At 47.1% G+C, this 25,978-nt stretch carries 22 protein-coding genes; 18 read left to right on the forward strand and 4 right to left on the reverse strand.

Translation table 11 applies throughout. The annotated features are described in order from the left end of the window. The 5 genes from CMR00_10815 to CMR00_10835 all read left to right on the forward strand — a co-directional run. On the forward strand, positions 1-311 hold a 311-nt coding region (locus tag CMR00_10815), incomplete at its 5' end, for a hypothetical protein (protein PIO47338.1). Positions 312-680: 369 nt separating this feature from the next. Next, positions 681-1,721: a tRNA preQ1(34) S-adenosylmethionine ribosyltransferase-isomerase QueA gene (locus CMR00_10820; GenBank protein PIO47359.1), complete on the forward strand. Its 1,041-nt coding sequence runs from the start codon at positions 681-683 to the stop codon at positions 1,719-1,721. A gap of 31 nt (positions 1,722-1,752) precedes the next feature. Next, entirely contained in the window at positions 1,753-2,490 is a 738-nt protein-coding gene (gene ispD, locus CMR00_10825) for a 2-C-methyl-D-erythritol 4-phosphate cytidylyltransferase (protein ID PIO47339.1), read from the forward strand. A gap of 11 nt (positions 2,491-2,501) precedes the next feature. Next, positions 2,502-3,560, forward strand: a complete 1,059-nt coding sequence (locus CMR00_10830) for a bifunctional phosphoglucose/phosphomannose isomerase (GenBank protein ID PIO47340.1) — start codon at positions 2,502-2,504, stop codon at positions 3,558-3,560. A gap of 149 nt (positions 3,561-3,709) precedes the next feature. Beyond that, the gene (locus tag CMR00_10835; protein ID PIO47341.1) at positions 3,710-4,606 is read left to right on the forward strand and encodes an N-acetylneuraminate synthase; all 897 of its coding nucleotides are present in this window, start codon (positions 3,710-3,712) and stop codon (positions 4,604-4,606) included. A 108-nt stretch (positions 4,607-4,714) separates the two neighbouring features. Here CMR00_10835 and CMR00_10840 read toward each other — a convergent pair whose 3' ends face one another. Next, positions 4,715-5,233: a hypothetical protein gene (locus tag CMR00_10840; protein ID PIO47342.1), complete on the reverse strand. Its 519-nt coding sequence runs from the start codon at positions 5,231-5,233 to the stop codon at positions 4,715-4,717. A 137-nt stretch (positions 5,234-5,370) separates the two neighbouring features. Between CMR00_10840 and CMR00_10845 the strand changes: the two genes are divergently transcribed. The 3 genes from CMR00_10845 (at position 5,371) to CMR00_10855 (ending at position 6,580) form a co-directional block, all read left to right on the forward strand. Then, positions 5,371-5,697 carry a hypothetical protein gene (locus CMR00_10845; GenBank protein ID PIO47343.1) on the forward strand — a complete coding sequence of 109 codons (327 nt, stop codon included), beginning with the start codon at positions 5,371-5,373 and terminating at the stop codon, positions 5,695-5,697. 84 nt (positions 5,698-5,781) lie between these two features. Then, positions 5,782-6,201 (forward strand): hypothetical protein, encoded by a 420-nt coding sequence (locus CMR00_10850; GenBank protein ID PIO47344.1) that lies wholly within the window; start codon positions 5,782-5,784, stop codon positions 6,199-6,201. Next, positions 6,191-6,580, forward strand: coding sequence for a hypothetical protein (locus tag CMR00_10855; protein PIO47345.1), 390 nt, complete (start codon positions 6,191-6,193; stop codon positions 6,578-6,580). The genes CMR00_10850 and CMR00_10855 overlap by 11 nt, the downstream gene beginning before the upstream one ends. A gap of 65 nt (positions 6,581-6,645) precedes the next feature. On the opposite strand, the gene gap is transcribed toward CMR00_10855, so the two are convergent. Continuing rightward, positions 6,646-7,692 carry a type I glyceraldehyde-3-phosphate dehydrogenase gene (gene gap, locus CMR00_10860; protein PIO47346.1) on the reverse strand — a complete coding sequence of 349 codons (1,047 nt, stop codon included), beginning with the start codon at positions 7,690-7,692 and terminating at the stop codon, positions 6,646-6,648. 279 nt (positions 7,693-7,971) lie between these two features. On the opposite strand from gap, the gene CMR00_10865 reads away from it, so the two are divergent. From CMR00_10865 to CMR00_10910, 10 genes are all read left to right on the forward strand, one after another. After that, positions 7,972-9,117: a hypothetical protein gene (locus CMR00_10865; protein ID PIO47347.1), complete on the forward strand. Its 1,146-nt coding sequence runs from the start codon at positions 7,972-7,974 to the stop codon at positions 9,115-9,117. Positions 9,118-9,413: 296 nt separating this feature from the next. Beyond that, positions 9,414-9,635, forward strand: a complete 222-nt coding sequence (locus CMR00_10870; GenBank protein ID PIO47348.1) for a hypothetical protein — start codon at positions 9,414-9,416, stop codon at positions 9,633-9,635. A gap of 138 nt (positions 9,636-9,773) precedes the next feature. Further along, positions 9,774-10,586 (forward strand): short-chain dehydrogenase, encoded by an 813-nt coding sequence (locus CMR00_10875; protein PIO47349.1) that lies wholly within the window; start codon positions 9,774-9,776, stop codon positions 10,584-10,586. Between the two features lie 210 nt (positions 10,587-10,796). Beyond that, a complete protein-coding gene (locus tag CMR00_10880; GenBank protein PIO47350.1) occupies positions 10,797-13,895 on the forward strand; it encodes a hypothetical protein in 3,099 nt (1,032 codons plus the stop codon). Positions 13,896-13,991: 96 nt separating this feature from the next. Further along, positions 13,992-18,026: a hypothetical protein gene (locus CMR00_10885; protein PIO47351.1), complete on the forward strand. Its 4,035-nt coding sequence runs from the start codon at positions 13,992-13,994 to the stop codon at positions 18,024-18,026. Positions 18,027-18,160: 134 nt separating this feature from the next. Then, the gene (locus tag CMR00_10890; GenBank protein ID PIO47352.1) at positions 18,161-18,985 is read left to right on the forward strand and encodes a hypothetical protein; all 825 of its coding nucleotides are present in this window, start codon (positions 18,161-18,163) and stop codon (positions 18,983-18,985) included. A gap of 175 nt (positions 18,986-19,160) precedes the next feature. Next, positions 19,161-20,759 (forward strand): hypothetical protein, encoded by a 1,599-nt coding sequence (locus CMR00_10895; GenBank protein PIO47353.1) that lies wholly within the window; start codon positions 19,161-19,163, stop codon positions 20,757-20,759. 79 nt (positions 20,760-20,838) lie between these two features. After that, on the forward strand, positions 20,839-22,125 hold the full coding sequence (locus CMR00_10900; GenBank protein PIO47354.1) for an ABC transporter substrate-binding protein: 1,287 nt from the start codon (positions 20,839-20,841) through the stop codon (positions 22,123-22,125). A 1-nt stretch (position 22,126) separates the two neighbouring features. Continuing rightward, positions 22,127-23,086: an ABC transporter permease gene (locus tag CMR00_10905; GenBank protein PIO47355.1), complete on the forward strand. Its 960-nt coding sequence runs from the start codon at positions 22,127-22,129 to the stop codon at positions 23,084-23,086. A 21-nt stretch (positions 23,087-23,107) separates the two neighbouring features. Continuing rightward, positions 23,108-23,950 (forward strand): ABC transporter, encoded by an 843-nt coding sequence (locus CMR00_10910; GenBank protein PIO47356.1) that lies wholly within the window; start codon positions 23,108-23,110, stop codon positions 23,948-23,950. Positions 23,951-24,056: 106 nt separating this feature from the next. Here the strand turns inward: CMR00_10910 and CMR00_10915 are convergent, their stop codons facing one another. Next, positions 24,057-24,995 (reverse strand): hypothetical protein, encoded by a 939-nt coding sequence (locus CMR00_10915; GenBank protein ID PIO47357.1) that lies wholly within the window; start codon positions 24,993-24,995, stop codon positions 24,057-24,059. Between the two features lie 61 nt (positions 24,996-25,056). Further along, complete coding sequence (locus CMR00_10920; GenBank protein ID PIO47358.1) at positions 25,057-25,956, reverse strand: hypothetical protein; 900 nt, start codon at positions 25,954-25,956, stop codon at positions 25,057-25,059. Positions 25,957-25,978 lie beyond the last annotated feature (22 nt).

Consider the following 25,978-nt stretch of genomic DNA (forward strand, 5'->3'; position numbering starts at 1 on the left):
TTTTGGTAAGCAAATACGGCAAAAACCCGGGCAGTTTTGCCAGTAATGCTGCCAAAGATCTCGGTGAGAAAGCTAAAGAGTTAATGGACTTCGAGACGCTGCTCAAAGAACTTGCTGCAATGCTTAATAAGGACAACGAGCAAGCCAGCGATATGCTAAAGCAACTCTCAGGACTCAACCCCGCCGATGACTTTTCATCACTGGATTTGGATGCTGCCAGAAAAGCCATTGAGCAGTACAAAACAAATTTGGAAGAAGTAACCACTAACACTCCTGCGCTCATTGAGGAAATTGCTAAACTTACCAAGTAAGTTCAGAGCGGCGCGTATAAAGATGTGTCGAGGTGTGGGGCGTGGCGTTATGCCCCACCGACATTTCTGTCTTATAAGGACGACAAAGCTTACAATGATGTTGTGCGGCAAGTAGGAACTATGCACTTCCCCAGCATCAGGCTTGAACTTGCATAAACGGTTCTTTTTTCATATCTTTCGCCCCTTTTTAGGAACGCAGCGCACCAATGATAACTGGGCTAATGCCGACACGCAAAAATGCAAATTTGCAAGCACAGTCTTGCAAAGAAAAACCCGTGGATACGCGCCTCCGAATGCACGAACGTCAGTGAAAGGTTCTCCTCTGTCAAGAGAGTTAAAACAACATTTTCCAAAACCACTGCAACCGAGATGAGACTCTCTGAATTTCGTTACGCTCTTACAAAAAGCGCAATTGCAACCGTGCCAAAAGAACCGCGCGACAAGTGTAAAATGATGGTACTTGATCGCCGCAAAAAAAGCATCACTGACGCAGTATTCACCGACATTTTGGACTATCTGCAAAAAGGCGACGTGCTTGTGCTCAACGACACAAAAGTGTTTCCAGCTAAACTGTACGGGCACAAAGAAAAAACCTCTGCAAAAATTGAAGTCTTTTTACTGCGCGAACTCAACAAGCGAACAGGGCTATGGGATGTGCTGGTAGAGCCAGCACGAAAAGTGCGCGTCGGCAATAAAATCTATTTCCCTGAAGACCTTGTCGCCGAAGTTGTCGATAACACCACATCGCGCGGGCGCACCATCCGCTTTCTGAATCCGGACGTTGATATTTTCCAAATCGTAGAGCGCATTGGGCATATGCCCATTCCGCCTTACATCAAGCGCGAACCTGACGAAAAAGACAAGCAGCGCTATCAAACCGTCTATGCGCGCGTCCCAGGCGCAGTCGCTGCACCTGCCTCTGGATTGCATTTTACCACCGAACTGCTGACCAAAATCAAACGTAAAGGTGTGGAAATTCTCTCACTCACCTTGCACCCCGGTCTGAGTTCCTTTCGACCTGTCGAAGTGGAAGATATTTCTAAGCATAAGATGGATTCAGAATACTACAATTTGCCTTATTCGACCGCGCAGCGCATTAACGAGGTCAAAACCGAGCGCTCTGGGCGTGTGGTCGCCGTGGGTACAACGGTCTTGCGCGTCTTGGAAGCCAATGCAACGGTCGAAGGGCGCATCAAGTTCGGTGAAGGCTGGACGGACAAATTCATCTATCCGCCCTATGACTTCAAGGTAGTCGATATGCTCATTACGAACTTTCAGCAGCCTGAGACCACACTCCTTATGGCAGTAAGCGCGTTTGCAGGACACGAGTTTCTGATGAAAGCCTATAAGCAAGCCTTGAAGACGGGATATAAGTTTCTGGCTTACGGCGACGCTATGCTGATTTACTGACACAGATTCAAGCTGAACTTCCAAAAAAGTTATGCATGGATATAGCGTCATTGCCGCAGGTGGATTAGGCAAAAGAATGAAACTAAGGTCAGGCGAGAGCAAGCAGTATCTTCGACTAGGCAGACATCCTGTAATTTACTATGCTTTGAAGGCCTTTGAGGAGGCAAAAACGATTCAGCGTGTAGCCGTAGCGACGCGCCAAGAAGATATTGAGCGGCTAAAAAAACTAGTGAAGCAAGAAGGATTTTCAAAAGTGTGTGCGGTTGTGCCGGGCGGTGAGGAGCGGCAAGATTCCATCTACAATGCGCTGGAGCATCTTGCCTCTGAAATTGAGGCGCTGCATCGACGGGAGCGGCAGCGTGCTGTGGTGCTCATTCATGATGGCGCCAGACCATTTATCCAACCCGATGAAATTGACCGTATCGCAAAACTGGCTTGCAGATTCGGGGCAGCCGTGCCAGCCACAAAACCCAAAGATACGATCAAACTGATTGACAAAATAAACGGTTGCTTTGGTGCAACACTCGACCGCACAACACTCATGCAAGTGCAAACACCACAAGGCTTTCATGCTGAGCTCATCATTGCCGCACATCGTGCCGCACAAAAAGAAAAGTTCTACGCTACCGACGACGCCGCCCTGATAGAAAAATTTTTCCCAGATCAACCTATCAAAATTTTTGAGACAGGCTATCACAACCTCAAAATCACAACACCAGAAGATCTTGATCTTGCAAAAGCCATGCTCAAACGCCTTCAACGACGATAAGCTGCATCAAGATGGAAAGAATCTCTGCAAAACTCATTGAGAAATACGATCGCAGCCACATGCGCGAGAAGTTGCAAAACCTCTATGCGCAGTTTGAAACCGAGTTTGAGACACTCAATCCACGCTCACGACCACGAAAAGATCGCATCAAAAGTGTAGTCATTGCAGGTCTTGGCGGCTCAGCTATTGGCGGCGATTTGATCCGAGCTTATCTCAGCGATGAATGTCCTGTACCAATTCTCATCAATCGCAACTACACTCTACCTGAATTTGTTAGTGATACCACACTGGTGCTGATTTCATCGTATTCAGGGAACACAGAAGAGACACTTTCTGCTTACCAACAAGCCATCCAAAAAAAAGCGAAAATATGCTGCGTCTCTTCTGGTGGTGAAGTGCTAAGACTTGCAAAGTCGCATGGACACTATGCGCTGAAAATTCCTGATGGCTATCCGCCACGCACAGCGGTTGGATTTTCCTTTGCTGCAATGCTTCGCATTTTCACAGAGTTTGAATTTTCAACGGATAAAAGCGATGCTATCGCCGAAACTGTAGCTTACCTCAAAGATGCCGCAGCACGATACGCTGACTTCAAAGACGAGCATAACCTTGCAATAGAACTAGCGCGTAAGTCGGTCGGAAAAATGCCGATTATCTACACCAGCGATGATTTCACAAGTGCCGTAGGCGCGCGCTGGAAAGGTCAAATCTGCGAAAACGCAAAAACACTCTCCTACGCCAACGTCTTGCCTGAACTCAATCACAATGAACTTGTTGGCTGGAAACTCAATGAGAATCTGCTCAAACGCTTACACGTCATTTTTCTGCATGATAGAGATGACCACCCACGCACAGCGCTGCGCATGAAAGTCACCAACCTTATCGTCAAAAAATACACTAAGAGTATTTCTCATGTGGAAAGCGAAGGCAATTCACTTCTGACACGCATGTTCTCGCTGGTGTTGCTGGGCGATTGGACCAGCTACTACCTTGCGCTGATGAGCAACATTGATCCGACACCTGTCAAAGCTATTGACCAGCTCAAAGAAGAATTAGCAAATTTTAAGTAAAAACATCTAACTTACAGCTCTAACGAACCGCAGCACGAGATCGCTGCGGCAAAAGGTGAGAAGTGCGCAATGCTCAAAGGGACCAGCAACGCGCAGAGCATTGCAAAACCTAACGCAAAACTTTCTTAATCAAAACATTCAAAAAAACTATGGCGACCGTGCAAATTGGACATCGCAAAGTCGGTGATGGTGAGCCAGTATTCGTGATAGCGGAAATTGGTATTAATCATAACGGCTCAATTCAGCTGGCAAAAAAACTCATTGATGGCGCAATTCTGGCAGGTTGCGATGCTGTCAAGTTTCAAAAGCGTACGCCCGAACTTTGCGTGCCCAAAGACCAATGGCACATTGAGCGCGATACACCTTGGGGACGCTTGACCTATATTGAGTATCGCTACAAAGTTGAGTTCAATGAAGAACAATACGCAGAAATTGATCGCCACTGCAAAGAGCGGGGCATTATGTGGTTTGCTTCGTGCTGGGATGAGCGTGCCGTAGATTTCATGGAGCAGTTTGATCCACCATGCTACAAAATTGCGTCAGCCTCACTGACCGATGCGGACTTGCTGCGAAAAACGCGTGCGACAGGCAAGCCAATTATTCTCTCGACAGGCATGTCGACCATGGAAGAAATCGAAGCTGCTGTTGAGCTCTTAGGTACAGAAAACCTGCTTATTGCGCACGCAACCTCAACTTATCCTTGTGCGCCTGAAGAATTAAACCTGCGCGTGATTCATACTTTGAAAGCCAAGTATCCGATGTGTCCAATTGGTTACTCTGGACATGAGACGGGGCTTGCACCAACATGGGCGGCTGTGGCACTGGGGGCGACATTCGTCGAGCGCCACATCACGCTTGACCGTGCCATGTGGGGCACCGACCAAGCTGCCTCTGTTGAAATTCAAGGCATGATGCGACTCGTCTCCAACATTCGCGACATAGAAAAATCGCTCGGCGATGGTATCAAGCGCGTCTATGAAAGTGAACTTGCGCCACGCAAAAAACTGCGTCGCGTGCAAACCTTGATCGCAAAGTCATCCCCCTAAGTAGAAGATGCGCTGGCGCTTAAAGCCACAGGGCTAAGCAAGGCAGAAAACGTCGGGCGCAAAAATGCAAAACTTGCGCTGGCTCAGCACATGCTTGAGATAGACTCACTACGCTTGCGCTTGTGATTCTGCAGCTTTTTCTTCCTCAATCGACTTGAGCGTGGCTTTGAGCATATCGTGGTAGATACACTCCGGCATGGATTCAAACATGTTATCAATCAACACGGGTTTATCGCTCGTGGCAATGGGGTGCATCATGGGATAATCGGCACAAAAGTGCGGACGAAATTTGTAGATTCGACATTTGTAATCCTCACCTAAAAAAATACAAGGACCATCAGGTGTCTTCAGTGCTGTACCAACACCTTTCCCTGAAGGAAAGTAATCGACATCATCGTCTTCTTCGCTCCACAAAACCTTATCGTGCAAGTCGGCAAGCTCTGGACTCTGGCGCACCTGACGCTCGATTTCTTTCGCTTCTTCAGCATCGACCCAAACACCGTTCTTACAACAATTGGCTTTGCAAATGTGTAGGTTCGTTATGCAACTGCGATACATTTTGTGCTCCTTTGAAGGTTGAGGTTTAAAAAAAATTGCAGCAAATATGCAAACGCCGATAGCCTTCATCCAAATTTTTTTCTTGGCGTGGGGCTTTGTGAGCGTTTGGGGTACAGGGCATGTTGCGCATCCAAATGAAAATGGCTAAGTTTCATTGCTCACACGCCGTGAAGCGCATAGTTCTCTAACCAAACCTTGTAGTAATTATGTTTCAATTTTCCCGCCGCGATTCTGCGACCTTAGAGCAATCGCAAAGCCGCTTGACTGACACCAGTGCTACAAACTCACTTGCGCCACAATGGGCAAAAGACGCCTTACGCGATACAAGCGGAAAAATTATCGCGCACATTCACATTGCTGCGGCATGTCCGTTTTGCACCAACTATAACCCCACAGTGCATATGTGCGATCTTTACGGCGAGCCTATTCCGCAGCGCGAAGAACTTTCTAATCCGTGCAAAGGCAATACATTCAACCGAAAAATCTATAATGGCAACCGTCTGGCACAGCTGCGCGCACTGCGCAGAACATAATGCCATAACAGCTGAAGTTACAGTGCTCAGACACTGTGCGCAGGATACTTGCGGTTTGGCTCAAGTTTCAGTGCAGTGACCGACATGCTCATTATTGATGCGGGCGGCACAGCCTTGAAAATCTGGAAGCGTTCCCAAAAAGGTGCGCTGCGCTGCCTAAAGCGTGTGGTAGGGAATTTTAATGTGCAAATAAATTCGCGCACGCATCTGCTGAAGACACTCACCGAACTGCAAGACGTGCTGCAGTCCGATACCATACTGCTTGGACTTGCAGGACTCTCAGACGAGGTGCAAAAACACAACTTGCAACATGCACTGCAACGGCTCAACGCACTCAAAGGCAAAACCCTTCGCCTCATGAACGATTGGGAACTGCAACTTGAGCTGCATTTTCCTAACCAAGATGGCATGGTCGCTATACTGGGCACAGGGTCAGTATTTGCGGCAAAAGTAGACGAAAAAAAGTGTAAGAGTAGGTGGCTACGGACGTTGGATTGGGGATAGAGGGAGCGGCATAGCAATTGGCATGGCGGCAATTTTGCACTACTTGCGCGCACTCGATGGCTTCTTTGAAGATGAACAGTTTTGCGGCACAATGCGTCGCTATTTCAAAGACCGTGAAGAGACATTGAGGAAAGTCTACCAAGAGCAACTGCCTGTGCAAAATCTGGCGCCAGCGGTTATCAGACTTGCAGCCAAAGGCAACCCTACGGCGCAGGCGATTCTTGAAAGCGAAGCGACTGCCGTTGCGGAGTTTATTGGGCTCTTAAGGCGAAAAGTGAGCCGACCGGAGTTAGCGTTGAAATTGTGCGGCGGATTGGTAGAAAAGCCGAATCACTATCGAGACATGATTGAAAAAGCTGTATGTACTAAGGCAGGTTAGCACAAGGAAGTAAAAAGGCGGCTTGCACTATGCAAAGCCGCCCAGCTTGACAATACAACGCAGCGCTAATCTTTGGCGATGTGGTTGATGAGGTCAACGACGCGATGCGAATATCCCCATTCGTTGTCGTACCAGCCGATGAGTTTGAAGAAACGGCTATTGAGTTCAATGCCCGAGCCAGCATCGAAGATGCATGAATGCGGATCGTGAATGAAATCAGATGAGACAACTTCATCTTCGGTGTAAGCCATGATGCCTCTAAGGTAGGTTTCGCTGGCGCGTTTCATAGCTTCGCAGATTTCCTTGTAGCTTGTCTCTTTGACGGTGCGCACGGTAAGATCAACGACGGAGACCGTTGCGGTTGGGACACGAAAACTCATGCCTGTGAGTTTGCCTTTAACTTCGGGAATAGCTAAGCCAACGGCTTTAGCAGCGCCAGTTGTAGAAGGAATGATGTTGATGGCGGCTGAGCGCCCACCTTTCCAGTCTTTCTTTGAAGGACCATCAACAGTCTTTTGCGTGGCAGTGTAAGAATGTACGGTCGTCATCAAACCTTCCTCAATACCAAAGCCTTCTTTAAGCAAGACATGCACCATAGGTGCAAGACAGTTTGTCGTGCAACTGGCATTGGAGATAATCGAGTGCTTTGAGGCATCATACTTGTCGTGATTGACACCCATGACAATCGTGATGTCCTCGCCTTTTGCGGGCGCAGAGATAATCACTTTCTTGGCACCAGCGCTAATGTGTCCCTTTGCTTTTTCGGCGTCGGTAAAAAGTCCTGTAGATTCGACGACGATATCTACGCCCAAATCTTTCCATGGCATTGCTGCAGGTCCATCTTTTATGGCAAGACACTTGATTTTATGACCATCGACGACGAGCAGGTCATCTTCAGCTAAAGACGGATTAGACTTTTCACTATAAACACTGCCTTTGTAACGACCTTGTGTGGAATCGTATTTCAAGAGATAGGCGAGATTATCGGCGGGAACAAGGTCGTTTACGGCAACAACATCAATGTTTTTGCCAAGATGACCTTCTTCGGCGAGCGCTCGAAACACCAAGCGACCGATGCGACCGAACCCGTTGATGCCAACTTTAAGTGCCATAGCGGTTACTCCTTTTGGGTAGGTTAGGATTGAAAAACTACATTGGAAAAAAACGGCAAACGTCTTGGTTTAGGGCTTGCTGTTCGTAACAGTCGGAAGATACGATTTTTTCGGCAAGATAAAGAGGAAAGATAAGGGGCTGGACAACAACGTGCAAGGTCTCTTAAACTTTGAGTAATTGTGTAACACACGCAAGTCTGCAAGTTGGATGTTTGAATAAAGTTTCTGAAATTTCTAGGCACAAGCACTTGGTAAAGCCGGCTTGCAAATTCTAAAGGCATGCCTAAAACGCATCGTGTAGTTGTGAGACAAAATGAACCCTCTGCGCTTGCGCAAAGCGAGCAGCGTAAGCTGTCGGCGATTATGTTCACCGATATGGTAGGCTACAGTGCACTGACGCAGAAAAATGAAAAGCTTGCCTTAGAACTTCTCGATGAACATCGCCGTATTTTGAGACCATTCTTCACCAAACATAACGGGGTAGAGATAAAAACCATTGGCGATGCTTTCCTTGTCGCCTTTGATAATGCGCTTGATGCAGTCAATTGTGCCCTCGATATCCAAAAAGCCTTGCTTGAGTATAACGCAGCGTCTCCTGAGACTGTGCAAATCAAAGTGCGCATTGGCATTCATCTGGGCGACGTGGTGCACCGCAGCGGTGATGTCTATGGCGATGGAGTCAATATCGCTGCCAGAATCCATACCATTGCCGACCCAAATGGAATTGCAATTTCCGAAGATGTCTGCCGACAGGTGATAAATAAAATCGATGCACGATTTATTAAACTTGGCAAAGGCGATCTAAAAAACATTGCAACGGGCATTGCAATCTACAAAGTTGAGCCCAGAAGCAGCGATAGCCTTAGTGTATTTTGGACACAAATAAAATTTTACATGCGCCAGCGTAAGGTGCAGTATGCAACGCTGTTTGTCGTTGCCTTACTCATGGGGGGCTTGCTTTATTCAAAGGCGCTACAAGGCAAAAGTGAAAAACGTGAGCTCATGGTCGTCGTAGCGGATTTCGTGAATGAAACCGGAATTGGACGTCTGGAAAAGCAACTTGGCACGATTTTGCGCTCCGACCTAGATGATTCACACGATTTGGAAGTGATGACTGAGGCAAAAATGCAAAGCGAAGCAAAAAAGTTAGGAAAAGAAAAATTAAAGCGCATCAACCAAGAGCTTGCAATGGAGATTGCCAGCACAAACAAAGTTGATGTGATTGTTACAGGGCTCATCAAAAAAATCGGCAATACTTACACCATTGACCTCAAAGCGATTGACCCCGTGCGGCAGCGATACCTTGTTACAGCACTGGAAATGACCGATAACAAGGATGATATTCCAGCAGCATTACGAAAAGCCGCCTCTAAAATCCGCGATAGATTAGAAAGCGAGAGCGATAGATTGCGACAAGGCTTCTGAAGACACCGCTTTGACGCATATCACAAAAAGCATGCCACGGCTTGACAGGCAAGACAGCTTTTCATAAATTTAGCAGCATCCTACAAAATTGTAAGTATTGAAGCATATCGAGACAAAGTTCTACTTAGACAGAATTCTACTGGCTGCCGCTAAAACATAACAGAACAGCAAAAGCACGCAGCTAGAATGTCCATAAACAAACATAAACGCAAACGACCATCGGAAGACTGCTACAGCTTTCTAAATGAGTTAGAGCGTAAAACGCTTAATTTCTTTAACCAAAACCGAAGGTAACTATGCGTAATCCAATCAGAGAACTTGTCTCGGATGATGCTTTCATCAAACTGCGCCAAAATCGTCTCATTGACGAAAAGCAACTACGCGACTACCACATTCGTCAGCTCTTCAAGGCGGCAAGAGACCAAAAGCTCTCGGCTGCTGATGCAATTGAGTATGTACAAAAACAATACCCATACTTGCAGTTCGACACCATTCGCAAAATTGTCTATAAAAAGTAAGCGTAGGCACGCTTGAGAAGAGATGCCACATATGGATGTGCGGCAATCTTCCTGCAGCGCATTGAGAGAAAAGCGCGCAAAGTTTTGTGTATTGCGCGCTATGCTTCTCGTTTTTAAGGAGTGATAACATCAACGCAGATGAAACTTTTTTCGCTGGAAGGGAAAGTTGCCGTCGTAACTGGTGCATTAGGCTTGCTAGGCAAGCAGCATTGTTATGCACTAGCTGAAGCAGGCGCTAATGTGGTCGTCACAGATTTGAATGATGCTGCAACGAAAGCCTTTGCAGAGGAACTCTCGCAGCAGTATTGTGCTGCGATTGGCATCGGGGCTGACATCACCAAGCCTGACTCTGTCAGAGCCTTGCGCGATACGATTTTGACGCACTTTGGCAAGATTGATGTACTGGTCAATAACGCTGCAATCAACGATATGTTTGAGAACCCTACCGCTGCAGCTGAACTCTCCAGGTTCGAGAACTATCCTCTGGAATTGTTCCAAAAGTCGCTCGATGTCAATGTAACAGGCCTGTTTCTTTGCTCGCAGATTTTGGGTACGGAAATGGCGAAACGCGGCACAGGCAGCATCATCAACATTGCTTCAACCTACGGCATTGTCGCACCAGATCAATCAATTTATAGAAAGCCAGATGGTACACAGACCTTTTGGAAATCTGCAGCCTATCCCGTAACCAAAGGCGCCGTGATTGCTTTCACACGGTTTCTTGCCGCATATTGGGGAGAGCGCCATGTGCGCGTCAATACACTCTCGCCCGGCGGCGTAGAAAATATGCAAGACGATTTTTTCATCAAGCAATACTCAAAGCGTACCCCACTTGGCAGAATGGCGCAGCCAACGGATTACAAGGGTGCAATTGTGTTTCTGGCAAGCGATGCCTCAAGCTATATGACAGGCGCAAACCTCGTTGTGGATGGTGGCTGGACCGCATGGTGACAAGTGTTTGTAGAAAAAAGTTTTTTTGTGTAACCTTGCACAGTTTTGTGATTGCTGCGACACTTGCTTAAAGAGCAGCACGGCGATCAACTTAAGCTCAACAAAACAAAACGACAATGAGAAGCAGAGTCTGCTGGTCTGCTTCAACGCTAACTTTGAACATGCTGCGCTGAACATGCAGCATGTTCAAGCGAAAGAAAGGCAGTGTCTATGAAGCAAAAATACCAAGTCACACACACAACACACACATTTATTGCTGTCGCATATCTCTTGCTTTTGACATATCCCGCTCTTGCAAAAGAAGTTGCAAAGGAAAACCCTATCACGATTACAATTGGGCGCACGGTGGTTTTAGGCACGACTGGTAAGATTGCAGGCAAGGTTGTCGATGCCGATAACGATGAGCCGCTGATTGGTGCAAGTGTAGCTATTGAGGGCACAAAATTGGGGGCTAAGACAAATGTTGATGGTGATTATGTCATTCTTAATGTGCCGCCTGGAACCTACACACTGCGCTGCACGTATGTAGGCTATCAAACGGCGACGCTGCGCAATGTCAAAGTAAGTGTAGATTTGACCACACGCGCCGACTTCAAACTGCGCATTGAGAGTGTGCAAGCGCAAGAAATTGTGATTTCTGCTGAACGAAATCTGGTGATCAAAGACATGACGGCTACACGTGCCGCAGTAGGCAGTGATGAGATTAAAACACTGCCGATTCAAAATCCTGCACAAGTCTTGGAAATTCAAGCGGGTGTAGTTGGAGGCACATTCCGTGGCGGTCGACGTGGCGAAGCGATGTATATCGTCGATGGTTTCTCAGTCAACGACGTCTATGACGGTAATCAAGGGCGTGGTATCAATAACCTTGGCATTGAGTCGCAAGCTATTCAAGAACTTGAACTGCTCACTGGTGGTTACAATGCTGAGTATGGGCAGGCGCTGTCTGCTATTGTGAACATTGTAACCAAAGAAGGCGGCGCAGAGTATGATGGCACGTTGCAAACCTTCTTCGGGGGCTACCTCACGCCACGCACTGAACTGTTCCCGAATGTCAATAACATTAGAACTGTAGGATCGCGCGATATTCAAGGCAGTTTGAGCGGACCCCTAAATTTCTTCGGTGGACAAAAGGACTTAGTTACATTTTTTGTCAATGGGCGCTACTTCGAAGATGAAGGACGTTTCTATGGGCAGCGCATCTTTAATGCAGGCGATATTTTGCCGCCCAGTATTTTCACGGGCAATCAAATTGGTGGCTTTATCGGCACAGCCCGCACACAACAAGAAATCGATCAGCTTATTGCCAACTATAGGCAGCGCAATCCGGGCAACTATGAATTCTTCTTTTATCCAATTGACCCGACTGACCCACCACGAAACGACCAGGAGCGGGAAACAAAAGGCATTCGTGTCTATCGCGTGCTGCGTCAAGCTACAGATAATTTCCGAGAGTTTGCTACAGGCAACGGCGAGTTTGTGCCCATGAACCCCTACCGTAAGTTTTCGGGCTTAGCCAAACTCACCTTTAGGCCTGATGTGGGAAAAATCAGCGCCCAGTTCCAATTCTCCGATGAGCGGTTTCGCAACTTCGACTTTGATTGGCAATTTATTCCAGATGCCACTGTAACAAATTACCGTCGCTCTTATACAGGCATTTTGAACATCACCTCAGCCTTGTCGAGTTTAACGTTTTTTAACTTGGGAGCATCGGTGCTCTATATCGATGAACGAAACTTTCTCTACGAAGACCCTATTGACCGGCGCTATCTGGATTGGGGTGTCAATAATCTGACTCCGGGCGGAGCATACCGTCCGGGACAAGCAGACTTTGGACAGGAATTTCTTGTGAGCGGCGCGCAAACAGGCTACTTCAGTCGCTCTACCACCACGATTAACATCAAAGGCGATGTTTCCTCGCAAGTCAATACGGAGAACTTAGTTAAAGCTGGGTTTGATGTCAAATTCCATCGCCTGTGGCTCGAGAGCGCAAGTCTGTTTCTGGATGAGTCCTCACTACAAACTGGTGTCTTGCGCCTGCGTCGGGCAGAACTGGGTGAAGCTGGCTACGATTTCTACGACCGTCGCCCAATTGAATTTGCGGCGTTTGTCCAAGATAAATTTGAAATCAACCGGTTTATCGTCAATTTCGGCGTGCGCTTAGATGTATTCTATCCCGATGGACTTGTGCCAAAAGACCCAACTGATCCAAGTCCCTACGACCCGCTACGTCCAGAAAATTTACCCAAAGACGCGCAAGGCAATGTGATTCCAAACATTCGTGAAAACTTACCTATCTATGTGCGCAATGGGCAAGAGTTGCTAGAACGCAATTTCGAGCGAGCCAGTCTGAAATGGCAATTAAGCCCAAGGCTCGGTGTGGCATTCACGATTGCAGAAACAAGTGTGCTGCGCTTTTTCTTCGGACAAGTCTTTCAGATTCCTAACTTTGAATTTCTGTATCGTAATCCTTTCTTCCGACGCGACCCTGCAGCCAGTGTCAGTGGTCCGTTTGGCAATGCTGACCTGAAACCACAGCGCACCATTAAAGGAGAACTGGGTTTGCAGCAGCAATTTGGCGAAGATATTGCGGTCGATATTGCGCTGTACTTCAATGATATTCGCGACCTCAATGGTAGCGCGTTCCTAAGAGAGTATTTTGACAGAGGCGCTTACACGCAATTTGTGAATACGGACTATGCACTCACGCGCGGTCTGACAATTCGTATCGATAAACGCTTCTCGCGCCTCTTTAACTTTGGCATTGACTACACGTTCCAAGTAGCACAAGGCAATACCTCTGACCCAGCGGCAGCTGCCTTTGCACTTGCAGCTAATGCGCCTTTGCCAACTGTACTTGTACCGCTAGATTGGAATCAAACACACACACTGAACCTCACAGGCAACTTCGACATCGATGGCTGGCTGCTCAGCGCTATTGCACGCTACGGCAGTGGCTTCCCCTTTACGCCAGACCTTAATGCGCCGTTCCCAATTTTGGTCCGTGGCAGCCGTGGTGAAATTGTGACCAATTCGCTCCTGCGCCCAGCGACCTTCACCTTAGACATTCGCGCACAGAAAACCTTTGAGTGGGGCAAAAATCAGGTCAGTGTCTATGTGCAGGTCTATAACCTACTGGATTTTAGCAACCAATCAGGCAATTATCCATTTGCTTTGCTGACGCCAGATCTGATCTTTCAAAATACGCGCGTACGCTCAACGGTCAATACGCCAGATGAATATCAACGCCGACCACAACTCTTCGCACCGCCACGTCAAGTGCTCGTAGGTGCAAGTTTTTCATTGTAAACTGGTTTTCCCAATCATTTCTTGACGATGAGAATCACAACCTCTGATAACACCACAATGTGTCGATGTTTTTGTGTCGCACTGTGGCTCCTAATCTTGCTACTTGGAGCAGATGGGGCAATCAATGCACTTGCCCAAGATATTCCACTTAACCTGCGCAGCAGCAGGGCGAATCGACGCGTGGGCTTGCATAATGGCAATCGCGTACGCACCAAGTTCCAGAACGATGGACTAATCGGCAGCAAAACCTTTATTGCGCCGCTCTTACCGACCTGCGCATGGCCTGTGGACGAAAACGAATACATCTACGACCTCAATATCATCTTAGGGGTCGAGCGGGTATTTCGCGATACCGTGATTTATGCCAACAACGACACCACAGCGACAACCGGCAGACGCCTGCGCGATAACCAAATCATCACAATTCCACGCGGACGCTTAGGCACAACTATTCGGAATATCATTGTCAATGGTCAGCGCGCAGCCGATATTACCAGCGTCGCACGCTATGTTACAACGCATCAAGGTCCACGCGGCGGAGGCTATCGCATTGTCAATGGACAGTTCGAGGGCTTGCAGCCGATTGAAGGCTTCTTCAATGCCGCAGAAGAATTTCCAGCCATGAGCCATATTCCTTCCTCTTGGCCCGATCGCTGGCCCGATCAGCCGACTTGGATAAATCCAGCGACAGGACGCGCAGACTGGAATGGCTATTTCGGACGAGGCGTCTTTAATGCCGACCAAGAAAGTTACTTTGTCTTCGATGATGCTACTGACCGACGCTGGTTCGAAGAGTTCGGGTTCCGACCAACCTCCGACCCTAATCGATATGGCGTAGGCTTCCAAGTCAAAGGACGTGGGTTGCAATGGTCAAGTTTCCTTGCACAAGACAATATCTTCTGGCTCTACGAAGTCAAAAACATTAGTGACTACGACTATGACAAGGTGGTCTTTGGTTCAGTGGTCGGTACAGCCGTGGGACGACAATTTACACGCAATGTCTCCGTCTTCGACCAAAGCCGCTCAATTACCTACACATGGAATCCTATTTCAGAGACAAACTTACGCCCCGATCCAACCGCCGTTGATGGAGCGTGGAATCGAAATTTCCCGGTAGGCTATGTGGGTGTTGCCTTCTTAGAAAGCCCGGGTAATCCCTTCGATGGAATTGATAACGATGATGATTGGGATAAAATTGGAACAGGACCAGCAGCGATTCCAAATCGAGGGGTACCCAGTCAGTTTGCATCAATTCCAGTTGGACAAATTTCACCGACGGGCTATGATTTTTACGAGCTCACAGCGGATGTACAGAGAGGGATTTTCCGAGGTGAAAATGCGCCGAGAGTGATTCGTGGCGGCGATATTCTCATTACCATCACAGATACGCTGATTCAAACACCAGCGCGAGTTGCTGCAGGATACACTGAGCCATTCGTAGTGGCTTGGCGGCGCGCCATCACCATGCCCGCATCAGGTAGCATCACCATTACATCACAAGGCATTACACGCACAATTTCCGTCGGCGATACCTTGCGCGAAATTACTGGCGATCTGATTGACAACAACCTCAACGGCGTGGTCGATGAAGATTATCGCTTGCATTTCCGCCGCACGCGATTGGAAGCGGATATTGTAACAGGGCGCTCACGTATTGTCTTACTGCCACCCTTACGCTTCATCAACTACATTAACCTCGCCCGCAGCGGTGAGAACCTCAATGACCCGACACGCTTCCCCATGATCGATGAACGGCGCGATGACGGCTTGGATAATAACGGCAACTGGACGCTCTTGGATGATGTTGGCGCAGACGGCAGACCATCGACAAATGATAGGGGAGAAAACAATGCCACACCTACGGCTGGCGAGTCTGCCTTCGATGCCACCGATGTCGTGGAAGCAGACCAGATAGGACTGACCAGTTACAAGTTTGATCTCTCGGCTTCACCGCAAATGGGAAATTCCGACGACCTATGGCGTGTTACAACGCCCGGCGTCTTTGATACACTCGACCTTGCCCCAAAAGATGGTGATTATACCTATGGCACGGGCTACTTCCCACTCAAGCGCGGTCAAACCGAACGACTTTCAGTTGCCTTGGTCTTTGGTCAAACCTCCGATGAGATTCTAACTAACAAAGACATCGTGCAGGAGATTTATGACAACAACTACAACTTTGCAGGTCCACCGCGTCCAGCTCCGCGTCTCTCCGCTATTCCGGGCGACCGGCGTGTAACACTCTACTGGACAAGTGAGGCAGAAGATTACTTCGATGTCTTTATTAACCGCCGCATTGTCGGGGCAGAAGGCACTCGGCGCGACCCCAGAGCCTTTACATTTGAGGGCTACAAAATCTACAAGAGCACAGACCCACAGTTTAATGATGCACGTGTAATTTCTGGCGGACAAGGTGAACAGCGTTTTAGGCTAGCACCAATTGCTCAGTTCGACAAAATCAACGGTGTCTTTGGATATTTTCCACTGGTAGGACGAGGCTTGTCAGAACAATCGCGTGGTGTGGCATTCTACTTGGGCAAAGAAACAGGACTCACGCATACTTTCACGGATACCGATGTGGAAAATGGGCGCACGTACTACTACGCTGTGGCAGCCTATTCACGCGGATACATTCCAACCGATACCCTCTATCGCATCAGCCGCGACTCTGTGATTGTCGTCCCGAACCCCGCCGCAGCAATTCCACCAAGCGAAAACAGCATTGGTGGATTCATTGATGGACGCGGACGCTTGCTGCTTGGACCAAACACCGTGGCGGTTACACCGCGCGCATCACAAGCAGGGCTGCGTAATAACATGCCTGATTCTGATACACTGCGTCCGAGTGCGCTGAATCGTAGCACCGGACGTGTTATCTACGAACTCATCAATCCTCGCAAAATCGACCGCGACCGCCGTATTCAAGTCGAGTTCAAGGACACGAGCAACGACGGTATCGATAATGACGGCGATGGACTTGTGGATGCCGCTGACTTCAAAGAAACCCTAGAACTGCGCACCAGTTCATTCCGCGTCTTAGACATCACAAACCCTTCTCGTCCAGATACACTGCTGGCGCAAAGTGGAATTATCAACGGCGTCTTTCAGCGCTTCTTAGGCGATCCAACCCTGTACCAGCAAACGCAAGAAGGCGATTTCTTCTACCGCGCAACCGAAGAGACAGCACTCATTGACAAAATCGGTGCATTTTTCACCATTGTTAATACACCAGAGACCAGACTTGACCAGGCATTCTGGCGCGTACCAGGTGTAAGGGTCATTTTTGAGGATACAGTGCCAAAACTCACAGCCTTTGTCCCACAAGTGCTTGCACCAAGTATTCGTGGCAGAGCCATTCGCAAGCCTGCAGAATATGCTATCGTGATGCGCCCAGGACGATCAAGCCCTGTGAATTTGATTGTAGATGGCGTGCCAACAAGCCTGCCAGCACGCAATACCAACTTTCAAGTCATTAACCTTCTGACAGGACAAGCTGAGCGGTTTTTCTTAGACCCTGCGACAGGCAGCGAGATTGGCGAGTTTGGAGTCAATCTCAGCATCTGCGAGCAACCTGAAGGTGCAGCGCTTGATACACTGTTTTCTTGGAATATCAATATCTCGCCTGCACGTTACTTTCCCAAACCCGGAGATACACTCTTTATCCGCACGCGTCGACCAATCACTGCCGCCGATCGATTCACAGTAGAATTCAAAGCTCAAACTGAAGATGAAGAACGCACACGCAATGCACTCGATAATGTCAAAGTGTTCCCCAACCCGTATATCGTAACCAACACTGCGGAAGGCAACCTCGTCGGTGCAGATACACGCGGTAGAGCAGCACGTAAGCTCTTCTTCAAAAATGTTCCCTTGCGTTCGACCATTCGTATCTACACCATTCGTGGTGAACTGATTCGCACGCTGTATGCCGACAATCCTGATGGCAACAGCAGTTTTGGCAAACGTGAGCGCGAAAATGAAGGCGTAGGCACGTTCTCTTATCCAACCTCCCAAGTCGAGTGGGATTTGAAGACCGCTGAAAATCTGGACATCGCGTTCGGTGTCTATCTCTATCACATCGATGCCCCTGGTATCGGCACAAAAACCGGCAAATTTGCTGTGATTAAATAAGGAGATATATCATGAAGCAGACTCTAAGAACAATGCTCTGCGCCTGTAGCTACCTGATTAGCCTCTGGTGTGCAGTAGGCGTGCAAGCTCAATCAAAATATGGGACAACCGCAGCGCCTTTCCTGGGAATCGGAATGGGCGCACGCGCCACAGCACTCGGCGGCGCATTTGTAGCTCTAGCTGACGATATCTCCGCCTTGTACTGGAATCCCGCTGGAATTGTACGCAGCGATAAAATTCGCGCAGGCTTCACCCATACACAGTGGCTGATAAATACCCAAATTAATTGGGCAGGCGCAACAATTCCCGCCGGTGTCGCCGGCACATTTGGCGTAGCCATCACATCACTGAACTATGGCACAATGGAAGTAACAACAATCTCCAACCCCGATGGAACAGGTGAAACCTTTTCTGCCAGTGACTTTGCCGCCCAACTCTCTTGGGGCAAAAGCCTTAGCGACCGCTTCTCTGTAGGGATTTCATTGAAGTTTGTAAGCCAATCAATTTTCCGAACCACCGCGAATGCATTTGCACTGGATGTAGGATTCTACTACGATACAGGGCTGCTGCCCAACGGCTTAAAACTGGGCGCAAGCATCAGCAACTTCGGCACCCAAATGCGCTTAGACGGCGAAGGCTTGACAGTTAACTTCGATCAAACGGGCGGTACACAGCGTGGCGTCAATAGCAACGTGCCTGCACGACTCTTAACCGATCAATTTAACCTGCCACTGATCTACCGCATCGGTGTGAGCTACGACATATTGCGTGACGAGACCAATCGATTATCTTTCGCCCTTGATACCACTATTCCGCTCGACAATGTGCAAACACTAAACACGGGCGCTGAATATGCATGGAAAGATATCTTCTTCGTGCGCGTGGGCTACAATGCGCTCTTTGAACAAGAAAGCGAAAAAAGGCTTGACCTTCGGTGCAGGCTTGCGCTATCCAATTAGTACGGTCGTCCTACGCTTTGATTATACCTACCAAACCTTTGGACGACTCAATCCGCCACAATGGTTTGCGCTGAGTCTGGAGTTTTAACTAAATTCCAACTTAACTTCAATCAACAAATTATGTTCTTTGAAAGTTCAATACTACATTACTTTTTGAATTCTTAACCAAAACTTAATGGAGCAACTTATGTTCAAGAGGTACCACTCACTTTTACTGCTGGGACTGCTGCTGCTGGCTACAGATATATGGGCACAGCAAGATGTCGTGCGCTTTGGCGTCAATATCCGGCGCTTGCGCCAAACAGGTGAAATTCAGCCAAATGATACCCTGTATGCGCTTATCTTCACAGGTGCAGGCGGTCGCTACTCACAGCCGGGCGACTCGACACGCATAGGTGTGGTGAGCAACAATGCCAATGATACCGTCTATACAGGTCCACTGAGACCACTTGGCGCAATCAACATTGGAACCATTCGCTACAAATTCACTTACCGTAATCTTGCAGCAGGTCGACAGCTCGTGTACGAAGATGGGGAAGATCGCTCGGTAGAATTTCGTCAAGCTGCTGTAGCGGAAACATTGAACGTAACACGCTATTGGAACGATAATGCTTCACAAGGTGCACCACGTCGTACCCGTCGGGTCATCTTCCAAGCGGATATGAGCGATCTGCTGGGTGCAGGATTTGGTGCGGGTGATACAATCGGTGTAACCGGACCCTTCAGAGGCTGGACTGGTAACCCGCCAGCACTACGGCGTGTAGGATTGACGACCACTTTTGTCGATACAATCAGCATCACCGCAGAAGAAAACACGACCGTACCATGGAAATTTAAAGCCTACAGCTCCACAGCGAACCGCTTTACAAATGGCGGCTGGGAAATCGGACCCGATCGTCCGCTGCAATTTGGTACGGGGACAGCAGACCTTGTAGCAACACCGACGCCAATCAAGCCAGTGATTGCAATACGTGTAAGTCGTAACTTCAATGTGCGCGTGTTGCTCGATACGCGTGGTCGCCGTACGCTGGCAGGTCGCAGCATTGATTCACTGCGTGCAAGTGGTGCGCTCACTGGAAACTTGAATGGCTTGCGCTACGGTCTATACATTGCTGGTGAAGGTATCTTTGGGGCATGGCCTGACTGGAATGATACTTCACTCTTACGTAATTCCAATCCACCGCCACCAAGTCAAGCCATTCCGTCAACGCAGCGCTTTATTTTCTTAGATTCAAGCCGTACTCAGCCCCCGGGTGTCTATGAAGCAGTCATTCCTGCAAGCTCGATTGCATTCGGACCTTTCAAATTCGCAATTTTCTATAGAGGAATTTTCAACGACCCAAGACCAAGTAATGGGCTTTTAGACAATGAAGGGATAGTTGGAGCCGATTATTTGACAACATTCCCAAGTACAATTCCTATTGGCTCTACCGCTACGGTTAGTGTAGTGTTCGGGGGTGGCAATCAAACACTCAATGCCCCAGAGCGCGATCTGACGGCACCAGTAGCACGTGAATACCGCTTGGAGCAAAACTATCCGAACCCATTCAACCCGAGCACCACAATCCGCTTCTCCATTCCAACAACGGAGAATGTGCAGCTCGATGTCTTCGATGTGTTAGGACGTAAAGTCGCAACTGTACTAAATCAACGCTTGGCAGCGGGGACTTACACCGTGCAATTTAATGCCTCGCAACTCTCGAGCGGTATGTATTTCTACCGCATTAATGCCGGCAATTTCAGACAAACAATGAAGATGATGCTGGTGAAGTAAATCACTGCAAGACTTGAAAGGCTCGGTGAATGCCGAGCCTTTCTGAATTTTCTCTTTTGCATCCTTTCTCAAAACTAGCATGTGGCGGAGCATTTGCGCAGGCTTAAAAGTGCCTTCTTTAAGAAAGTGGATCTTAATCTTGGTGGTATTGTTGTTTGGTTGTGCAAATGAGCGGGAAAAGGTGATTACAGTCTGGACGCAAATGAACCCTGGAGAGCGCAATGTCCTAAGAGAAATGCTGGAGAAATTTGCAACGGAACACCCCGATGGTAAAGAACTCACTGCAAAAGGGTATAAATTTCGCGAACTCTTTTATGAAACTGAGCCTATTCGCACAAACTTTATGATTGCTGCGCTCGGCGGCTCTGGTCCTGAACTTGTCTATGGACCAAGTGATATGGTTGGTCCATTTGTAAAATTAGGTGTGATTCAGCCGCTGGAAAATTTGTTTGAGCCGGCCTTTTTAGATAGCTTTATTACAAAGCCCATTCCCGCAAACACATTTCTTGAAGGCCATTTGTATCAAATCGGCGACCAAATTGGCAATCATTTGTGCTTGGTCTACAATAAAGACTTGATTCCAACCCCACCTAAGACGATGAATGAATTGATTGAATGGGGAAAGACTTTTACAAAGGATATAAATGGTGATGGCAAACCCGATCAGTATGCGTTGGTGTGGAACTATACTGAGCCCTATTTTTTTGTACCTTTTCTTGGAGGGTACGGTGGAATCATAATGAATGAAAACGCAGAGCCAAAATTAAATAGTGAGGCAACTGTGAAAGCTGCGCAGCTCATCAAGGACTTAAGAGATAAGCATGGAATTATTCCGCAAGAGTGCGATTACAATACTGCAAATACACTGTTCAAAGAAGGCAGAGCAGCAATGATTATCAACGGTCCTTGGGCTTGGGCAGGCTACAGGGAAGCTAAAATTAATTTCGGCGTAGCCAGAATTCCAATGATTGATGAAACAGGCTACTATCCAGCTCCGATGATTTCCCCAAGAGGCTACAGTATTAATGTGAATACAAAAGGGGAAAAGTTGGAAGCCACATGCAAGTTATTAAAATTTTTGTGCAGCCCTGAAGTGATGCTGGAATATACGAAGCGATCGGGTTCTATTCCATCGCGTGTGGAAGCCTACCGTGATCCAATTTTAGAAGAAGATGAAATCTTGCGTGGCTCATTTGAGCAGTTGAGCGTAGGGGTAGCAATGCCTGTAGTCAGTGAAATGCGTGTGATTTGGGATTCGATGCGTCCAGCGTATCAAGCCGTTATCAATGGTAGCAAATCACCTAGCGACGCGGCAAAGGAAATGCAAGATTTAGCTGTCAAACTTATTAAAGAAATGAAAGAGTAGTATGCAAGTAACTACGAAATTAGAAAATGCAAGTATAGCGAAGTCAAGTGTGGCTGCGCAAAACGGAAATACACCAGAACCGCTAAAAGAAAAATTTAATGCTATTCCATATTTTTATGCACTGCCCGCCTTACTTGTAATGACCGCAGTAGTGCTCTATCCATTTATTTACAATGTTATTGTAAGTTTTAGTAATATGAATCTTGAGCACTTTCAGGATTGGCGCTTTAAGGGATTGAGCAACTATATCAACGTGCTTTCAGACTCAAAATTTTGGTGGTTCTTGTTTAAGACTGTGCTCTGGACAGTAACAAATGTTTTTTTTCATGTAACAATCGGTGTATTCCTAGCAATTTTGCTCAATAAGAACATTAAAGCAAAAAACTTTTTTCGTGTGATTTTAATACTTCCTTGGGCGGTGCCGCAGTACATCACTGCATTAAATTGGAGAGGCTTATTTAATTCAGAATATGGTGCGGTTAATCAAGTTTTAGCAGCACTTGGTATAGAACGTGTGCAATGGCTTAGCACCGAATGGGGAGCGTTTGCTGCCTGCCTAATTACAAATATCTGGCTGGGGTTCCCATTTATGATGGTCGTAGCACTCGGCGGCTTACAATCGATTCCTGATTCACTCTATGAAGCCGCAGAGATTGATGGCGCAAATTGGTATGATAAACTCCGTCATATCACCATTCCACTGCTTAAACCTGTTATGATTCCAGCAATTACATTAGGTACAATTTGGACATTTAATAACTTTAATGTGGTCTGGCTTGTCAGTAATGGCGGAGAACCTTCTGACCAAACACATATTCTCGTAAGTTGGGTATATAAAGTCGGCTTGAACTACTTCAGAATAGGCTATGCAGCGGCATTCTCAATGATTATTTTTGCGATTTTGCTCGCATTTGGGTGGAATTTTATCAAGAAAACGAAAGCCGCTCAAAGTATTTACTAAGAGTGAAAGGAGCTTAAAAAGATGAAAAATCCAAGGGATGTTTCATCAATAGGAAAAATCGGGATTTATATCATCCTTACTCTTTTCTGTCTCTTTGCGCTTTTCCCAATTGTAGAAGTCTTCAAAATTTCGCTGCGACCAAGCAATAATCTTTTTTCTTCAAGTCTTGAACTAATCCCCAAAGGCGCAAACTTTCAAAACTATATTGATATTTTCACAAAGCACCCTTTTTTAAGGTGGACATTCAATAGCTTACTTGTTACGCTAACGGTAACGCTGATCTCAGTAGCACTGGCATCAACAGCAGGCTATGCGTTTAGTCGATACAAATTTATTGGGCGCGATCCCGCAATGATTTTGCTGATTGCAACACAAATGTTCCCCGTAACGATGCTGCTTTTGCCCCTCTTTATTATGCTTATTAAATTGGGTATTTACGATTCATATTCGGGGCTAATCGTAGCCTACACTGCAACAGCGTTGCCGTTTTGCGTATGGCAGATGAAAGGATTTTACGATACAATCCCTCGTAGCTTAGAAGAAGCCGCAAAAATCGATGGTTGCACAGAAATTCAAACATTCTGGAAAATTATTTTCCCACTGGCGCAGCCCGCACTCGTAATTACCGCACTCTTTTCATTTATGACCGCATGGAGTGAATACCTTGTTGCCGCTGTACTTATTCAAGACCCCAGTTTATTTACCCTCCCAATGGGCTTAAAAGCCTTCCAAAGCGACCTTGAAGTGGCATGGGGACTCTACTCTGCTGCTGCAATTGTAGTAAGCATACCCGTAGTTGTCCTATTTATTGCCCTCTCGCGTTACTTAATCAGTGGCTTGACCTTAGGAAGCGTAAAAGAATAGCAAGGACACCAGCAAAAACTGCAAAACACAGTTAAAGAAGAAGACACTTTCAGTGTTTAGCGAGAAGCTCGTAACATGCCTAGGTCGTAATAATGTTGTAAACTAATTAAGCGGATCTTGCTACAAAATTCTGACGCAATGAAGCAGAGCTACCTAAAAAAGGTGGCACTTGCGGAAATATGGTCTGCTCGCTTAATTTTGCGCGACAGGCAAGTTGATCATGGTAAAGCTTGTAATGAATCACGGCAGATTCAACAGTCAGGCGCAAAGACTCCCGCGGAAAGGGTTTTACCAAATAGCGGTAGACCTGACCTTCATTGATAAGACGCACAACAGATCTAGCGTCTTTCATGCCAGTCATCAAAATTGTAACAACTTCAGGCTGTGCAGCTTTTGCAGCAATAAGAAAATCAACGCCATCAACGCCGTTCAAGTTTGCTTCACTCACCAGTACAGCGATAGGAAAGCGGCGCAGCGTGTGCATAGCCTCTTCGGGCGAACTGGTAGTATGGCAAGTGTACTTAGGCTCAAAAAATGCCTTGAACGACTGCAAATGCGACTCGTTACTGTCTACAAATAAAAGTTCAAATTCTGACTTTCTGTGTTCAATTTCAGGAATACCAAGTGTAAAACTACTGGGTGGGACAGTAATCTTGCCTTTCGTAATTGAGCGCCGCTGATCGGCAACATTGCAAGCAAAGCGAACTGTTTCCTTTAGCTTCTCCGCTTGCCATGGTTTATTAACATAGCGAAAGACTTCTCCAACATTTACTGAGTCAATAATAGATTGCAAATCCGAATAGCCTGTCATTAAAATGCGGATGGCGTCAGGGGCAATCTCTTTAGCTTGACGCAGAAATTCAACCCCAGTCATCTGCGGCATGCGTTGATCACTAATGATGACAGAAATCGGATGCTGCTGTAAAATCTCCAATCCTTGCTGACCACTGGTCGCAGTGTAGACGGTGTAATCCTCGAATAAAAGGGAAAGAGAATGCAGAATCATTGGCTCGTCGTCTACAAAAAGAAGATGGTGCTGTAGCATAATGCCTATTCTGTTTTTGTTGAATAAAGTTATCTAAAATCTGAAGTAATGCGCCAAAGTCTTACTCCAAAAATGGAGACTCTACAAAAGGTGAAGTGCTGCTCTTCGTCGCAGGTGTTTGCATCAGGTTAATCGGCAGTGTAATCGTGAACTCTGTGCCTTTACCAACTTGGCTTTGAACATCAATTTTACCTTTATGCTTCTCAATAATCTTATAGACGATTGAAAGACCTAAACCTGTACCTTGTCCCACATCTTTGGTCGTGAAAAAGGGCTCAAAGATTCGTTTAAGATTCTCTGGCGGAATACCTTTGCCATTATCTGCTATTTTAATGACAACACTATCGCCTTGCTGCATGGTGCGAATTGTAATCCGACCAGTGCGCTCATCGACCGCTTGCACGGCATTAGTAATCAAGTTCAAAAACACTTGATTAAGCTGGGCAGGATATGCCATAACATCGGGCAGCGAACCAAACTCCTTGATGACTTGAATACCGCCTTTGAAGAGATGCCCAGCAATCTTGAGCGTGGATTCAATATTTTCGTTGATGTTGGTGAGCTTAAAGTTGGCTTCATCGACACGCGAGAAATTCTTAAGGCTCAAGATGAGATCTTGAATGCGGTCGATGCCCTCAATGGAATTACGATACAGCAATGGGGCTTGTTCATAGACACGATTTTTGACCTTTTGAGAAAGTTGGTCAATCTGAGCTAACATCATGGCAACGTCGTTCGGTGTGCCATACATAATTTGCGAGCGCAGTTTATCGTAAGCAGCAATCAACTCACGCACCTCGTTGTGTTTGGCTTCCAAGAGCTCAAGGTTATTGCGCACGAAGCCAAGTGGGGTATTCATTTCGTGAGCTAACCCTGCCACCATCTGACCGAGCGAACTCATCTTCTCAGCTTGCAGGAGCTGTACTTCCGTTTGTCGTGCGTCTTCTTTGAGTTTGATCATCTCGGTAATGTCACTTACAAAC

It is taken from the genome of [Chlorobium] sp. 445 (assembly GCA_002763895.1).
In the GTDB taxonomy this organism is placed as follows: Bacteria; Bacteroidota; Chlorobiia; order Chlorobiales; family Thermochlorobacteraceae; genus Thermochlorobacter.

Bases quoted from the DNA above. Each gene is read 5' to 3' on its own strand.
- CMR00_10865 (PIO47347.1), top strand. From the start codon at position 7,972: ATGCCTAAAACGCATCGTGTAGTTGTGAGACAAAATGAACCCTCTGCG.
- CMR00_10835 (PIO47341.1), top strand. From the start codon at position 3,710: ATGGCGACCGTGCAAATTGGACATCGCAAAGTCGGTGATGGTGAGCCA.
- CMR00_10840 (PIO47342.1), bottom strand. From the start codon at position 5,233: ATGAAGGCTATCGGCGTTTGCATATTTGCTGCAATTTTTTTTAAACCT.
- CMR00_10895 (PIO47353.1), top strand. From the start codon at position 19,161: ATGGAGCAACTTATGTTCAAGAGGTACCACTCACTTTTACTGCTGGGA.
- ispD (PIO47339.1), top strand. From the start codon at position 1,753: ATGCATGGATATAGCGTCATTGCCGCAGGTGGATTAGGCAAAAGAATG.
- CMR00_10920 (PIO47358.1), bottom strand. From the start codon at position 25,956: ATGATCAAACTCAAAGAAGACGCACGACAAACGGAAGTACAGCTCCTG.
- CMR00_10900 (PIO47354.1), top strand. From the start codon at position 20,839: ATGTGGCGGAGCATTTGCGCAGGCTTAAAAGTGCCTTCTTTAAGAAAG.
- CMR00_10915 (PIO47357.1), bottom strand. From the start codon at position 24,995: ATGCTACAGCACCATCTTCTTTTTGTAGACGACGAGCCAATGATTCTG.
- gap (PIO47346.1), bottom strand. From the start codon at position 7,692: ATGGCACTTAAAGTTGGCATCAACGGGTTCGGTCGCATCGGTCGCTTG.
- CMR00_10820 (PIO47359.1), top strand. From the start codon at position 681: ATGAGACTCTCTGAATTTCGTTACGCTCTTACAAAAAGCGCAATTGCA.
- CMR00_10890 (PIO47352.1), top strand. From the start codon at position 18,161: ATGGGCGCACGCGCCACAGCACTCGGCGGCGCATTTGTAGCTCTAGCT.
- CMR00_10880 (PIO47350.1), top strand. From the start codon at position 10,797: ATGAAGCAAAAATACCAAGTCACACACACAACACACACATTTATTGCT.
- CMR00_10830 (PIO47340.1), top strand. From the start codon at position 2,502: ATGGAAAGAATCTCTGCAAAACTCATTGAGAAATACGATCGCAGCCAC.
- CMR00_10845 (PIO47343.1), top strand. From the start codon at position 5,371: ATGTTTCAATTTTCCCGCCGCGATTCTGCGACCTTAGAGCAATCGCAA.
- CMR00_10875 (PIO47349.1), top strand. From the start codon at position 9,774: ATGAAACTTTTTTCGCTGGAAGGGAAAGTTGCCGTCGTAACTGGTGCA.
- CMR00_10905 (PIO47355.1), top strand. From the start codon at position 22,127: ATGCAAGTAACTACGAAATTAGAAAATGCAAGTATAGCGAAGTCAAGT.
- CMR00_10910 (PIO47356.1), top strand. From the start codon at position 23,108: ATGAAAAATCCAAGGGATGTTTCATCAATAGGAAAAATCGGGATTTAT.
- CMR00_10850 (PIO47344.1), top strand. From the start codon at position 5,782: ATGCTCATTATTGATGCGGGCGGCACAGCCTTGAAAATCTGGAAGCGT.
- CMR00_10870 (PIO47348.1), top strand. From the start codon at position 9,414: ATGCGTAATCCAATCAGAGAACTTGTCTCGGATGATGCTTTCATCAAA.